The sequence below is a fragment of the Burkholderia sp. BE12 genome (assembly GCF_002959955.1).
Classification (GTDB): domain Bacteria; phylum Pseudomonadota; class Gammaproteobacteria; order Burkholderiales; family Burkholderiaceae; genus Burkholderia.
In genome coordinates this window covers 74,753-88,530 of the sequence record NZ_PREY01000008.1, presented here as the reverse complement: position 1 = coordinate 88,530, position 13,778 = coordinate 74,753, and the positions used below count along the sequence as shown (strand labels likewise).

The window sequence follows — 13,778 nt, the reverse complement described above, 5'->3', positions numbered from 1 at the left end:
CGGTGCGGGTTGATCAGGGGTCGAGCCGGCGGCCGCAGGACGCGGCCGCCTGGGCATCAGGCGAGAACGCCGGCCTCGACGAGGGCCGAACGCACGGCATCGTGACAGCGCTCGTCGAGCGCCGTGAGCGGCAGCCGGATGCCGCCCTGCATCTTGCCCATCGCCTGCAGCGCCCATTTCACCGGGATCGGGTTCGCTTCGATGAACAGGTTCTTGTGCAGCGACAGCAGCTTCATGTGCAGCGTGCGGGCCGTCTGCACGTCGCCGGCCAGCGCCGCGCGGCACAGCTCGCTCATCGCGCGCGGCGCGACGTTCGCGGTCACCGAGATGTTGCCGTGGCCGCCGAGCAGCATCAGCGCGATCGCGGTCGGATCGTCGCCGCTGTAGATCGCGAAATGCTTCGGCGCGGCCTTGATCAGGTGCGCGGCGCGATCGATGTTGCCGGTCGCTTCCTTCACGCCGATGATGCCCGGTACCTGCGCGAGGCGCAGCGTCGTCTCGTGCGCCATGTCCGCGACCGTACGGCCCGGCACGTTGTACAGGATCACCGGCAGGTCGACCGCTTCGGCGATCGTGCGGAAGTGGCGGTACATGCCCTCCTGCGTCGGCTTGTTGTAGTACGGCACGACCTGCAGCGTCGCGTCCGCGCCGACCGCCTTCGCGTGCTTCGTCAGCTCGATCGCCTCGGCGGTCGAGTTGCCGCCCGCGCCCGCGATGATCGGGATGCGTTTGCCCGCATGCTCGACCGCCGTGCGGATCATCAGGATGTGCTCTTCGACGCTGAGCGTTGCCGACTCGCCGCTCGTACCGACGACGACGAGCGCATCGGTGCCTTCCGCGATGTGCCAGTCGATCAGTTTGCGAAACGCCGGCAGATCGAGACTGCCGTCTTCGAGCATCGGGGTGACGATCGCGGGGATGCTGCCGCGGATTTGAATGCCGTCTTGGGTGCCGTTAGCCATGAAACGCGATTGAATGTGTACCGGTAAACATTGAGATTGTAGCGGATTAGCCGGGCAGTTCGTAACGTGGAATTCCCGCCCCCGCCTTCGGGGTCGCGCCCTCGCGCACCGCGCAGAGACGCTGGACGAACGCCTCGCGCGGCGCGACGACGAAACCGTCCTCGTACGCGACCACCCGCAGGTGGCCGCGCACGGCGTCCAGCAACTCGCCGGGGGCGAGCAGGAACGCGGGGTTGGACGGTTTTCCGACCGTTTCGTTTCCTTGCGCGAAGGTTTCGTAGATCAGCACGCCGCCCGGCGCCACGGCATCGAGCAGATAGGGCCAGAGCGGGCGATGCAGATAGTTGGTGACGATCACGGCCGCGAACCGCTCGCCGGCCGGCAGCGGCCACGGCGCGCCTTCGAGATCGGCCGCGCGGGCGGCGACGCCGGGAATCGCGCGCAACGCGGCCAGCGCGGCCGGATCGCGGTCGAGCGCGACGACCGGATGCCCGCGCGAAGCGAACCAGCGCGCATGGCGGCCGCCGCCCGCGGCGACGTCGAGCATCGCACCGCCGGCCGGCACGAGCCGCGCCCATTGCGCAACCCAGCGCGACGGCTCGGCCTGGCCGACGTGGCCGCCCGCGGCGGCGATGACGGACTCGCTCATGCGCCGGATCAGTTGTACGACAGGCCCATCGCGTCGCGCACGTCGCGCATCGTTTCCGTCGCGTACTTGCGCGCCTTGTCGCAACCGTCCGCGACGATCGCGCGCAGCAGCGACGGATCGTCCATGTATTTCTGCGCACGCTCGAGCATCGGCTGCTGTTCGCGCAGGATGCCTTCGACGACCGGCTGCTTGCAGTCGAGGCAGCCGATGCCCGCCGAGCGGCAGCCCTTCTGCACCCATTCGTGCGTCGCTTCGTCCGTATAGACCTGGTGAAGCTGCCACACCGGGCACTTGTCGGGATCGCCCGGATCGGTGCGGCGCACGCGTGCGGGGTCGGTCGGCATCGTGCGGACCTTCTTCGTGATCGTCTCGGCGTCTTCACGCAGGCCGATCGTGTTGCCGTACGACTTGGACATCTTCTGCCCGTCGAGGCCCGGCATCCGCGACGCCTCGGTCAGCAGCGCCTGCGGCTCGACCAGGATGATCTTGCGCGCGCCTTCGAGATAGCCGAACAGGCGCTCGCGGTCGCTCATCGACAGGCTTTGCGATTCCTGCAGCATCGCGCGCGCCTGTTCGAGCGCCTCGTCGTCGCCTTCCTGCTGATACGCGTTGCGCAGCTCGTGATAGAGCTTCGCGCGCTTGCCGCCGAGCTTCTTCGCGGCTTCGAGCGCCTTCTCCTCGAAACCGGGCTCGCGGCCGTACAGATAGTTGAAGCGGCGCGCGATCTCGCGCGTCATCTCGACGTGCGGCACCTGGTCCTCGCCGACCGGCACGAGCGAGCCGCGATACAGCAGGATGTCGGCGGCCATCAGCACGGGGTAGCCGAGGAAGCCGTAGGTGGACAGATCCTTGTCCTTCAGCTTCTCCATCTGCTCCTTGTAGGTCGGCACGCGTTCGAGCCAGCCGAGCGGCGTGCTCATGCCGAGCAGCAGCGCGAGTTCCGCATGTTCGGGTACCTTGCTCTGGATGAACAGCGTCGCCTGCCCCGGATCGATGCCGGACGCGAGCCAGTCGATCAGCACGTCCCACACGTTCTTCTCGATGACCTCGGGCGTCTCGTAGTGCGTCGTCAGCGCGTGCCAGTCGACGACGCAGAAGAAGCACGGGTACTCGGACTGCAGCTTCACCCAGTTTTTCAGCACGCCGTGGTAATGACCGAGGTGCAGCGACCCGGTGGGTCGCATGCCGGAGAAAATACGTTCTGGGAACATGATTGTCGTTAGAAAAGCGAGGCGAAGGGAGACAGGATGGCGTTCAGGACGGCATAGCCGACGTTGACGAGCGGACGCAGCCAGAAGTTCGTCAGCACGCCCGTCGTGACGAGCACGAGGACGATGATGAAACCGTACGGCTCGATGCGCGACAACGCGATCGATTGCCTGGTCGGCAGCAACGCCGCCAGGATGCGGCCGCCGTCGAGCGGCGGCAGCGGAAACAGGTTCAGCACGCCGAGCACGAGGTTCGCGCTGACGCCGGCGAACGCCATCCGCGTGAAGAACGGCTCGTCGATGCCGACGGCCGGCAGCACGAGGGTCAGCAGGCCCCAGACCAGTGCCTGCACGAAGTTGCAGGCCGGGCCCGCGAGCGCGACCCACAGGCTGCCCCAGCGCGGATTGCGCAGGTTGCCGAACGACACCGGCACCGGCTTCGCATAGCCGAACAGGAACGCGCCGCCGGTCAGGAAGTACATCGCGAGCGGAATCGCGATCGTGCCGAGCGGGTCGATGTGGCGCATCGGATTGAACGACACGCGCCCCATCGCGTAGGCGGTGTTGTCGCCGAGCAGGCGCGCGGCGTAACCATGCGCGGCCTCGTGCAGCGTGATCGCGAAGATCACGGGCAGCGCGTAGACGGCGATGGTCTGTATCAGGGAAGCATCCATATCGCGTTATTGTAACAAGCGCACTCGCGCAAAAACGGCACGGCGCGTCATGCGGCCGAGAGTCCGAACGGTTCGAGCGCGCCGCGGCCCGCGCGGACGAGTTCGGGCGCATCGCCGGTCAGGTCGATCACCGTCGACGGTTCGCGCGGACACGCGCCGCCGTCGATCACGAGATCGACCTGTTTCTCCAGCCGCGTGCGGATTTCTTCGGGATCGTTCAGCGGTTCGTCGTCCGGCGGCAGGATCAGCGTCGTGCCGAGCAACGGCTGGCCAAGCGACTCCAGCAGCGCGAGCGTGATCGCGTGATCGGGCACGCGCAGCCCGATCGTCTTGCGCGACGGGTGCGACAACCGGCGCGGCACTTCCTTCGTCGCCTGCAGGATGAACACGTACGGGCCCGGCGTCACCGACTTGATCTGCCGGTACTGGCGGTTGTCGACCATCGCGAAGTTGGCGAGCTCGGACAGGTCGCGCACGAGCAGCGACAGGTGCTGCTTCTCGTCGAGGCCGCGAATCCGGCGCACGCGCTCGACCGCATCCTTGTCGTCGAGATGGCACGCGAGCGCATAGCTCGAATCGGTCGGCATCGCGATCACGCCGCCCTTGCTGACGATCTCCGCCGCCTGCTTGATCAGGCGCGGCTGCGGATTATCCGGATGAATCCTGAAGAACTGGGACATGGGGACACGTAAAGAGGGAGAAGTCGGATGCGCGCCTCGGCGGCAACGCGGGCGGCCCGAAGCCGCCGGGCGTCAGAGCCAGCGCTCCCAGACCGGCGTCAGGTCGGGCGGCAACGGCGGCAGGCCGCCGAGCTCGATGCGGCCCTCGCCCGGCGCGTGGAAATCCGAGCCGCGCGACACTTCGAAGCCGAAGCGGCGCGCAACGTCCGCGTATTCGCGGTACTGGTCGGGCGTGTGACTGCCCGTGATGACCTCGATCGCGCGGCCGCCGAGATCGATGAACTCGCCGAAGAACGCGTCGAATTCGACCGGCGTATAGCGATAGCGGCCCGGATGCGCGACCACCGCTTCGCCGCCTGCCGCGCGGATCCAGCCGACCGCGTCGGACAGGGACGCCCAGCGATGCGGGACGAAGCCGGGCTTGCCGTCGCCGAGCAGGCGGTCGAACACGTCGGACGTCGATTCGGCGTGGCCGTTCTCGACGAGAAAGCGCGCGAAGTGCGTGCGCGAGATCAGATCGGGATTCGATACGTATTTCAGCGCGCCTTCGTACGCGTCGGGAATACCGAGCGTCGCGAGCTGCTCCGCGATCGCCAGCGCGCGCGCCGCGCGGCCGTGGCGCGTGCGGTACAGGCCGTCGACCAGCACCGGATTGGCGGGATCGATGTGCAGACCGACGATGTGCACGGTGCGCGAGGCCCACGTGACGGAAATCTCGACGCCGCTCAGGTAGCGCATGCCGAGCGCTTCCGCCTCGCTGCGCGCCGCCGCCTGGCCGCCGATCTCGTCGTGGTCGGTCAGCGCCCACAGGGTCACGCCGCCCGCATGCGCACGGCGCGCGACGTCGGCGGGCGACAGCAACCCGTCGGAAACATTGGAATGGCAGTGGAGATCGGCGTTCATCGTAGGCATGGCAGGTAAGGCCTCATTCTACTGCAACGCGGCAATTGCGCCGCCCGCCTGCCGCGCCGACGGCGCCACGCGCCTACGCGCAGAACGCCTCGATCAGCGACGCGATCTGCTCGGGCTGGTCGTGATGCACCATGTGGCCGGCATCCTCGACGAGTTTCTCGCGCCAGTCGGGGAATGCGTTGAAGCGCGCCTTGAATTCAGGCAGCGGGATGTCGCCGGCGAGATGCGCGAGCGTCGGCGAATTGACGGCCTCGACGTGCAGCACCTTCGCGCGCACCTGCTTCCAGATGGCCATCACTTCGTCGAGCCGGTACAGCAGCGGGCCCGGCATCTTGTGCGCCGGGTCGGCGAGCAGGTGGTAGAGGCCGTCGTCGCCGCGTTTCGACCAGTGCGCGGCGAGAAACGCGGCGCGGCGCGGGTCGAGCCGCGGATTGGTCTTGATCAGGCGCGCCGCCACGTCGTCGAGGGATGCGTACGGCCGCAGCGCGGGTGGCTCGCGCAGCTCGTCGAGCCAGCCGCGCAGCCGGCGCGGCGCCTGTTCGGCGCGGGCCGGCGCGAGCCCGAACCCTTCGAGGTCGACCACGCGCCGCACCCGTTCCGGCCGTGCGCCGGCATACAGGCACACGACGTTCGCGCCCATGCTGTGCCCGACCAGATTGACCTCGCCGGTCGGCGCATAGCGCTCGACGAGCGCATCGAGATCGCCCAGGTACTCGTGGAACCAGTAGTGGCCGCCGCCCTGCCGCGCGACCGGCCAGTCGGACAGCCCGAAGCCGCGCGCGTCCGGCGCGATCACCTGCCAGTCGCCCGCCAGCGCATCGACGACGAACTGGAACGACGCCGCGACGTCCATCCAGCCGTGCAGCATGAACAGCGTCGGCGCGTCGGGCCGGCCCCAGCGCCGCACATGCAGCCGGACGCCGCGCACCGTGACGAAATCGGAAACAGAACTCGTGGCACTCATTGCAGCCGCCAAAAAAAGAATGATCGTTCGATTATAGCGGCGACGCCTTGGTTCCGGCGATCGGCAATCGAGCTACCGCTCTAGCGGCAAGGTCGTTCCAGGGCCGGCCGGCAGGACACCATCGATCGGGCGCGCGAGTCGGCCGGCGGTCGCCCGGGACGCAGCCGAACGTGATCCGGCTAATGCGCGGGGCGTTCGTCCGCCGCGTCCTGCGCGGCCAGTTCGTCGAGTTCGGCCTGCTCGAAGCCGGCATCGCGCCGCGCATCGAAATTGAACGGGCCGCGCAGCCGCGGCGCGTGGTATCGCTCGGCGAGCTGCCGATAAGTCGGCACGGGATCGCGGCCGGCTGCATCGCACAAATGGCGGAACCAGCGGTTGCCGACCGCGACATGGCCGATTTCGTCGCGCAGGATCACGTCGAGGATCGCGGCCGACGCATCGTCGCCCGCCTGCACGAGCCGCGCGCGGATCGGCGGCGACGCGTCGAGCCCGCGGGCCTCGAGCGTCCGCGGCACGAGCGCCATGCGCGCCAGCACGTCGTCCTTGGTCCGCTCGCACATCTCCCACAGCCCGTTGTGCGCGGGAAAATCGCCGTAGGCGTGCCCGAATGCCGCGAGCCGGTCGGACAGCAGCGTGAAGTGATAGGCCTCCTCGGCCGCGACCTTCAGCCAGTCGGCATAGAACGCGTCCGGCAGGCCCGCGAAGCGCCAGACCGCGTCGAGCGCCAGATTGATCGCATTGAATTCGATATGGGCGAGCGCGTGCAGCAGCACGGCGCGCCCTTGCGGCGAGCGCATGCTGCGCCGCTCGAGCTGACGCGGCTCGACGAGCGGCGGCCGCGCCGGGCGCCCAGGCAGATCGGCCGGTTCGCGCAGTTGAAGCGACGGCGCGATCGCGGCCTGCCCGGCCCGCAGCGCATCGTGCAGCGCGCGTACCTGCGCGGCCTTGGCCGCCGGCTCGGTCACGCGCAGCGCATCGAGCGCCACGCTGCGCACACAGGCCAGCGTCTGGCCGAAAGAAGAAGACGCGATGCTCATAAACGGGGACACCTTGCGTACGCATCGCGGGAGCACAGGCACGCGACGGTTTACAATATGCGTTTGTTCCGCGGCGCCACGCGCCGGGCAAACCGGACGCGCCATTCTACCGGCGCCCATCATCGAAGAGACAAGGAGACTCCGTGACGATCTACAAGCTGGGCGAGACGGCCCCGACGATCCACGAAAGCGTATTCGTCGCCGATACGGCAGCCATCATCGGCAAGGTCGTGCTCGCGGAAAACGCGAGCGTGTGGTTCGGCGCGACGATTCGCGGCGACAACGAGACGATTACGGTGGGCGCCGGCAGCAACGTCCAGGAAGGCGCGGTTCTGCATACCGACCCGGGGTTTCCGCTGACGATTGCCGAAAACGTGACGATCGGGCACCAGGCCATGCTGCACGGCTGCACGATCGGCGAAGGTTCGCTGATCGGGATTCAGGCGGTGGTCTTGAATGGAGCGGTCATCGGCCGCAACTGTCTGGTTGGTGCCGGCGCGGTCGTGACGGAAGGCAAGACGTTCCCGGACAACTCGCTGATTCTCGGCGCACCGGCGAAAGTCGTGCGCGAGCTGTCGGCCGAAGACGTCGCGCGGCTGCGCGCGAACGCGAAGACGTATGTCGAGCGACGCGCGCATTTCAAGGAGCAACTCGTGCGGATCGGGTGATTCGCACGGATTTCAAGGAAGAAGAGTGAGCGACCAGTTACAGAAATTCATGTTCAATGCGGCGCCCGTGCGCGGCGAGATCGTTTCGCTGCGCAACACGTGGCAGGAAGTGCTCGCCCGCCGCGACTACCCTGCCCCCGTGCGCACGGTGCTCGGCGAGATGATGGCCGCGTGCGCGCTGCTGTCCGCGAACCTGAAATTTCACGGCACCCTGATCATGCAGATCTTCGGCGACGGGCCGGTCCAGATGCTGGTCGTCCAGTGCGGGTCCGATCTGTCGATGCGGGCCACCGCGAAGTTCTCGGGCGACGCCGCGCAGACGATCGGCGACGACACGAGTTTCGCGACGCTCGTCAACGCGAGCGGCCACGGCCGCTGCGTGATCACGCTCGACCCGGCCGACAAATTGCCGGGCCAGCAGCCGTACCAGGGCATCGTGCCGCTGAACGGCGTCGACGGCCCGCTCGAATCGGTGTCGCAGGTACTCGAGCACTACATGCATCACTCGGAGCAGCTCGACACGCGGCTGTGGCTCGCGGCCGATCGCGACCGCGCGGTCGGCATGCTGCTGCAGAAGCTGCCGGGCGACGGCGGGATCGTGCCGCGCAACGCCGAAACCGATATCGACACGTGGGAGCGCGTGTGCACGCTCGGCGGCACGCTGTCCGCGAAGGAACTGCTCGAGGTCGAACCGGAAGTCGTGTTCCGCCGGCTGTTCTGGCAGGAAAACGTGCAGCACTTCGAACCGGCCGGCACGCGCTTCCAGTGTTCGTGCTCGCGCGAGAAGGTCGGTGCGATGCTGCGCATGCTCGGTCGCGAAGAAGTCGACAGCGTGATCGTCGAGCGCGGCCACGTCGAGATCCACTGCGAGTTCTGTAACCAGCGCTACGAGTTCGATCCGGTCGACGTCGCGCAACTGTTCGCGGCGCCCGGTGTCGAAACCGGCATCGCACCCGCGACCGGCCAGCGTCACTGAGCCGTGCGCTCGTGCCCGCCACCGGCGCGGCACGGGCGCATAATGACGCACGAGCGCCGCATGCGCGGCTCAGGCGCCGGAGGCCCTGCCTCCCATGCCAGTCGCTTTCCACGGTCGGCGCGCCGCAGGAGAAACACATGAATCGCCGCCCCTTCGGGACCATCCGCACCATCGCCCTGACGAGCATGACCGCCGGCACGCTCGCGCTTGCCGGCTGCGCGATGCCGCCGCCGACCTCCACGATCCTGAGCCGCCTGCCCGAACCGGGCGCGTCGGGCGGCCAGCCGCCCGTGCTGTCGAGCGCCGAACGCAAGCGCTACGACGAGATCGACCAGCAGGTCCTGCGCGAGCAGAACAGCGCGATGGCGGCCGAAGCAGCCGCGCGCGCGTGGGCCTATTACTCGCCGCCGCCCGTGACGGTCTATGGCGGGTACTACAGCGGAGGATGGGGCAATCGCTGGGGCACGGGCGTCGGTTACGGCTATCCGGGCTGGTGGTGGTGAGCAGGGATCGCCCGACCGATTGACGACTGGCAGGAAATAAAAAAGCGCGGCATTTCCCGCGCTTTTTCAATGGATTCGACGTATCGCGCTCAGTGATGCGCCGCCTTGCCCTTGTCGCCGCCATGATGGCGCGACGGCTTCGCGATCGACTGCGGATTCGGCACGACCCGCACGGGCGCCGCGGAGACGGTGCCGCGCGTCGACGTATTCGACGGCGTGTTGTTCAGCGGCCCCGCAGGCGCGTTCGGCGACACGAACTGCACGAATACCTCGCCGTCCTTCACCATGCCCATCTCGTAGCGCGCACGCTCCTCGATCGCCGCGGTGCCGCTCTGCAGATCCTGCACTTCGCCGGCGGTGCGCTCGTTACGCAGCTTCTCGTCCGCGTTCTTCTGAAGCTGGTCGTCGAGCTGCTGACGCAATTCGTGCACCCGCAGCCAGCCGCCGTGTCCCCACCATAGGGGGTACTGAATGAGCGCCAGCAAGGCAATCAGGACGACAGTGACAAGCCGCATGTAAGAGACGCAGATATAAGAAGCGCCGCTCCGCGCACAGGCACAGAGCGGCGTCGAGATGACGAACCCGATAGTAGCGCGTTAGCGCAGGTTATAGAAAGCCGATTTACCCGGGTAGCTCGCGATGTCGCCGAGATCTTCCTCGATACGCAGCAGCTGGTTGTACTTCGAGATGCGGTCGCTGCGCGACAGCGAACCCGTCTTGATCTGACCGGCGTTCAGGCCGACCGCGATGTCCGCGATCGTCGAATCTTCCGTTTCGCCCGAGCGATGCGAAATCACGGCCGTGTAGCCCGCGCGCTTCGCCATTTCGATCGCCGCGAACGTTTCGGTCAGCGTACCAATCTGGTTGATCTTGATGAGGATCGAGTTCGCGATGCCCTTCTCGATGCCTTCCTTCAGGATGCGCGTGTTCGTGACGAACAGATCGTCGCCGACGAGCTGCACCTTCTTGCCGAGGCGCTCGGTCAGCAGCTTCCAGCCGTCCCAGTCGCTTTCGTGCATGCCGTCCTCGATCGACACGATCGGGAACTTGTCGGCGAGCGTCGCGAGGTAGTCGGTGAATTCGGCCGACGACAGTTGCAGGCCTTCGCCCGCGAGCTGGTACTTGCCGTCGTGGTAGAACTCGGATGCCGCACAGTCGAGCGCGAGCAGCACGTCTTCGCCCGCACGGTAGCCTGCCTTCTCGATCGCCTGCAGGATCGTCGACAGGCACTCGTCGTTGCTGCCGAAGTTCGGTGCGAAACCGCCTTCGTCGCCGACGGCCGTGCTCATGCCGCGGTCGCTCAGGATCTTCTTCAGCGCGTGGAACACTTCCGCGCCGCAACGCAGCGCTTCACGGAACGTCGGCTGGCTGACCGGGACGATCATGAATTCCTGGATGTCCAGGCTGTTGTTCGCGTGCGCGCCGCCGTTGACGATGTTCATCATCGGCACCGGCAGTTGCATCGCGCCCGAACCGCCGAAGTAACGGTACAGCGGCAGGCCGGCTTCTTCAGCGGCGGCCTTCGCGACGGCCATCGACACGGCCAGCATCGCGTTCGCGCCGAGGCGCGACTTGTTGTCGGTGCCGTCCAGCTCGAGCAGGGTCTTGTCGAGGAACGCCTGTTCCGACGCGTCGAGGCCCATGATGGCTTCGGAGATTTCGGTGTTGATGTGCTCGACCGCCTTCAGCACGCCCTTGCCGTTGTAGCGGCCGGCTTCGCCGTCGCGCAGTTCGATCGCCTCACGCGAGCCGGTGGACGCGCCCGACGGCACCGCCGCGCGGCCCATCGTGCCCGATTCGAGCAGCACGTCGCATTCGACGGTGGGGTTGCCGCGCGAATCCAGGATCTCGCGGCCGATGATATCTACGATTGCACTCATGGGTTTCCTCTGAGAATGACGATGGATTCTTTCAAACTGCGACGGCGTGCGCGCCGGAACCGCTTTCGCTACAGACGCGCGAAGCCGTCGCAAGGTTCATTCGATCTTTAATTGAAATCGTTTTCCAGGAACGGGTTGCGCTTCACCGCCTGGTCGAGCGTGACGAGCGTCTCCAGCAACGCGCTCATCCGGTTCAGCGGCACCGCGTTCGGGCCGTCCGATTTCGCCTCGGCCGGATTCGGATGCGTTTCCATGAACAGACCCGCGACGCCCGTCGCGACCGCCGCACGTGCGAGCACCGGCACGAATTCGCGCTGGCCGCCCGAGCTCGTGCCCTGTCCACCCGGCAACTGCACCGAGTGGGTCGCGTCGAATACGACCGGCGCGTTCGTCTCGCGCATGATCGCGAGCGAACGCATGTCCGACACGAGATTGTTGTAGCCGAACGAGACGCCGCGCTCGCACGCCATGAAGCGGTCTTCCGACAGCCCCGCGTCGCGTGCGGCGTCGCGCGCCTTGTCGATCACGTTCTTCATGTCGTGCGGCGCGAGGAACTGGCCCTTCTTGATGTTGACGGGCTTGCCCGAGCGCGCGCACGCATGGATGAAATCGGTCTGACGGCACAGGAACGCCGGCGTCTGCAGCACGTCGACGACCGATGCGACCTGCTCGATCTCGTCGATCGAATGCACGTCGGTCAGCACCGGCAGGCCGAGCTGGCGCTTCACCTCGGACAGGATCCGCAGGCCCTCGTCCATTCCGAGGCCGCGAAACGATTTGCCCGAGCTGCGGTTTGCCTTGTCGTAGGACGACTTGTAGATGAACGGAACGTTCAGCTTCTCGCAGATCTCCTTCAGGCGGCCGGCCGTGTCGATCGTCATTTGCTCCGATTCGACGACGCAGGTACCCGCGATCAGGAAGAAAGGCTTGTCGAGACCGACCTCGAAATCGCACAGCTTCATGCTTGCACTCCGCGCGCTTGCTTGTTGGCGAGCGCGGCTTCGACGAACGACTTGAACAGCGGATGACCGTCACGCGGCGTGGACGTGAATTCCGGGTGGAACTGGACGCCGACGAACCACGGGTGCATCGAACGCGGCAGCTCCATCATTTCCGGCAGATCCTCGCTCGGGGTACGGGCGCTGATGATAAGGCCGCCGGCTTCGAGCTGGGGCACGAAGCGGTTATTGACTTCATAACGGTGGCGATGGCGCTCGTTCACGTCCTTGCCGTAGATTTCTTCCGCCATCGTGCCCGGCTTGATCGGGCAGCGCTGCGAACCCAGGCGCATCGTGCCGCCGAGGTCGGATTCCTCGGTACGCGTCTCGACCTTGCCTTCGCGGTCGTACCATTCGGTGATCAGCGCGACCACGCGCTCCGGCGTGTCCGGATCGAATTCCGTGCTGTTCGCCTGCTTCAGGCCGCCGACGTCGCGCGCGAATTCGATCACCGCGAGCTGCATGCCGAGGCAGATGCCGAGATACGGCACCTTCGACTCGCGCGCATAGCGGATCGCCGCGATCTTGCCTTCCGTGCCGCGACGGCCGAAACCGCCCGGCACCAGCACGGCGTCGAGATGCTTCAGGCTGTCGACACCGTTCGCCTCGAGCTCTTCCGAATCGATGTACTCGATGTTGACCTTGGTCGACGTGTGGATCGACGCATGGCGCAGCGCCTCGATCAGCGACTTGTACGACTCGGTCAGGTCGACGTACTTGCCGACCATGCCGATCGTCACTTCGTGCTTCGGATGCTCGAGCTTTTCGACGAGCGCCGACCACATGCTCAGGTCGGCGTCCTTCGGCGACAGCTTCAGCTCCTCGCAGATGATCCGGTCGAGGCCCTGGTCGTGCAGCATCTGCGGAATCTTGTAGATGCTGTCGGCGTCCCACACCGAGATCACGGCGTCTTCGGGCACGTTCGAGAACATCGAGATTTTCTTCGATTCGTCGTCGGGGATGCGGCGATCCGCACGGCACAGCAGCACGTGCGGCAGGATGCCGATCTCGCGCAGCTTCTGCACGCTGTGCTGGGTCGGCTTCGTCTTCAGTTCGCCGGCCGTCGCGACGTACGGCACGAGCGTCAGGTGCACGAAGCACGCGCTGTTGCGACCGAGGCGCAGGCTCATCTGGCGCGCGGCCTCGAGGAATGGCAGCGACTCGATGTCGCCGACCGTGCCGCCGATCTCGACGATCGCGACGTCCGGCTCGCCGCAGGTGGCCGATGCCGCCCCGCGCTCGATGAATGCCTGGATTTCGTTCGTGATGTGCGGAATCACCTGCACGGTCTTGCCGAGATAGTCGCCGCGGCGTTCCTTGCGGATCACCGATTCGTAGATCTGGCCGGTCGTGAAGTTGTTGGCCTTGCGCATCTTCGTGCTGATGAAGCGCTCATAGTGGCCGAGGTCGAGGTCGGTCTCCGCTCCGTCTTCCGTCACGAACACTTCGCCGTGCTGGAACGGGCTCATCGTGCCGGGGTCGACGTTGATGTAGGGATCGAGTTTGAGGAGGGTGACTTTCAGACCGCGCGATTCGAGGATCGCGGCGAGAGAGGCGGCGGCAATACCCTTGCCGAGGGAAGAAACTACGCCGCCGGTGACGAAAACATATTTGGTCATCGCTGGATGCTCGCGGGAAAAACGGATTATACCGTAAAGCCCGCCCTT

15 protein-coding genes are annotated in these 13,778 nt (G+C 66.5%); 3 read left to right on the top strand and 12 right to left on the bottom strand.

Translation table 11 applies throughout. The features are described 5' to 3' along the window. Positions 1-56: 56 nt before the first annotated feature. The 8 genes from dapA to C4B30_RS10815 form a co-directional block, all read right to left on the bottom strand. Complete coding sequence (dapA, locus tag C4B30_RS10850; RefSeq protein ID WP_027784836.1) at positions 57-962, bottom strand: 4-hydroxy-tetrahydrodipicolinate synthase; 906 nt, start codon at positions 960-962, stop codon at positions 57-59. A gap of 46 nt (positions 963-1,008) precedes the next feature. Continuing rightward, positions 1,009-1,611 (bottom strand): class I SAM-dependent methyltransferase, encoded by a 603-nt coding sequence (locus tag C4B30_RS10845; RefSeq protein WP_027784837.1) that lies wholly within the window; start codon positions 1,609-1,611, stop codon positions 1,009-1,011. Between the two features lie 8 nt (positions 1,612-1,619). Further along, positions 1,620-2,822 carry a tryptophan--tRNA ligase gene (locus C4B30_RS10840; RefSeq protein ID WP_027784838.1) on the bottom strand — a complete coding sequence of 401 codons (1,203 nt, stop codon included), beginning with the start codon at positions 2,820-2,822 and terminating at the stop codon, positions 1,620-1,622. A gap of 8 nt (positions 2,823-2,830) precedes the next feature. Beyond that, positions 2,831-3,493 carry a site-2 protease family protein gene (locus C4B30_RS10835; protein ID WP_027784839.1) on the bottom strand — a complete coding sequence of 221 codons (663 nt, stop codon included), beginning with the start codon at positions 3,491-3,493 and terminating at the stop codon, positions 2,831-2,833. 47 nt (positions 3,494-3,540) lie between these two features. Then, a complete protein-coding gene (locus C4B30_RS10830) occupies positions 3,541-4,173 on the bottom strand; it encodes an L-threonylcarbamoyladenylate synthase (RefSeq protein ID WP_027784840.1) in 633 nt (210 codons plus the stop codon). 72 nt (positions 4,174-4,245) lie between these two features. Next, on the bottom strand, positions 4,246-5,076 hold the full coding sequence (locus C4B30_RS10825) for a 3',5'-nucleoside bisphosphate phosphatase (RefSeq protein WP_027784841.1): 831 nt from the start codon (positions 5,074-5,076) through the stop codon (positions 4,246-4,248). 82 nt (positions 5,077-5,158) lie between these two features. Beyond that, positions 5,159-6,049 (bottom strand): alpha/beta fold hydrolase, encoded by an 891-nt coding sequence (locus tag C4B30_RS10820; RefSeq protein ID WP_027784842.1) that lies wholly within the window; start codon positions 6,047-6,049, stop codon positions 5,159-5,161. Between the two features lie 179 nt (positions 6,050-6,228). Then, positions 6,229-7,086, bottom strand: a complete 858-nt coding sequence (locus tag C4B30_RS10815) for a ferritin-like domain-containing protein (RefSeq protein ID WP_034185427.1) — start codon at positions 7,084-7,086, stop codon at positions 6,229-6,231. A 143-nt stretch (positions 7,087-7,229) separates the two neighbouring features. On the opposite strand from C4B30_RS10815, the gene C4B30_RS10810 reads away from it, so the two are divergent. The 3 genes from C4B30_RS10810 (at position 7,230) to C4B30_RS10800 (ending at position 9,233) form a co-directional block, all read left to right on the top strand. Then, on the top strand, positions 7,230-7,754 hold the full coding sequence (locus tag C4B30_RS10810) for a gamma carbonic anhydrase family protein (protein ID WP_027784844.1): 525 nt from the start codon (positions 7,230-7,232) through the stop codon (positions 7,752-7,754). A gap of 25 nt (positions 7,755-7,779) precedes the next feature. Beyond that, positions 7,780-8,730 carry an Hsp33 family molecular chaperone HslO gene (gene hslO, locus C4B30_RS10805; RefSeq protein WP_027784845.1) on the top strand — a complete coding sequence of 317 codons (951 nt, stop codon included), beginning with the start codon at positions 7,780-7,782 and terminating at the stop codon, positions 8,728-8,730. Between the two features lie 137 nt (positions 8,731-8,867). Next, entirely contained in the window at positions 8,868-9,233 is a 366-nt protein-coding gene (locus C4B30_RS10800; protein ID WP_027784846.1) for a hypothetical protein, read from the top strand. Between the two features lie 89 nt (positions 9,234-9,322). On the opposite strand, the gene ftsB is transcribed toward C4B30_RS10800, so the two are convergent. The 4 genes from ftsB to C4B30_RS10780 all read right to left on the bottom strand — a co-directional run bounded on the left by ftsB (position 9,323) and on the right by C4B30_RS10780 (position 13,730). Next, positions 9,323-9,748 (bottom strand): cell division protein FtsB, encoded by a 426-nt coding sequence (gene ftsB / locus C4B30_RS10795; protein ID WP_027784847.1) that lies wholly within the window; start codon positions 9,746-9,748, stop codon positions 9,323-9,325. Between the two features lie 81 nt (positions 9,749-9,829). Continuing rightward, positions 9,830-11,113, bottom strand: coding sequence for a phosphopyruvate hydratase (gene eno / locus C4B30_RS10790; protein ID WP_027784848.1), 1,284 nt, complete (start codon positions 11,111-11,113; stop codon positions 9,830-9,832). 107 nt (positions 11,114-11,220) lie between these two features. After that, positions 11,221-12,075, bottom strand: coding sequence for a 3-deoxy-8-phosphooctulonate synthase (gene kdsA, locus C4B30_RS10785; protein ID WP_027784849.1), 855 nt, complete (start codon positions 12,073-12,075; stop codon positions 11,221-11,223). Then, positions 12,072-13,730 carry a CTP synthase gene (locus C4B30_RS10780; protein ID WP_027784850.1) on the bottom strand — a complete coding sequence of 553 codons (1,659 nt, stop codon included), beginning with the start codon at positions 13,728-13,730 and terminating at the stop codon, positions 12,072-12,074. The genes kdsA and C4B30_RS10780 overlap by 4 nt, the downstream gene beginning before the upstream one ends. Positions 13,731-13,778: the final 48 nt, after the last annotated feature.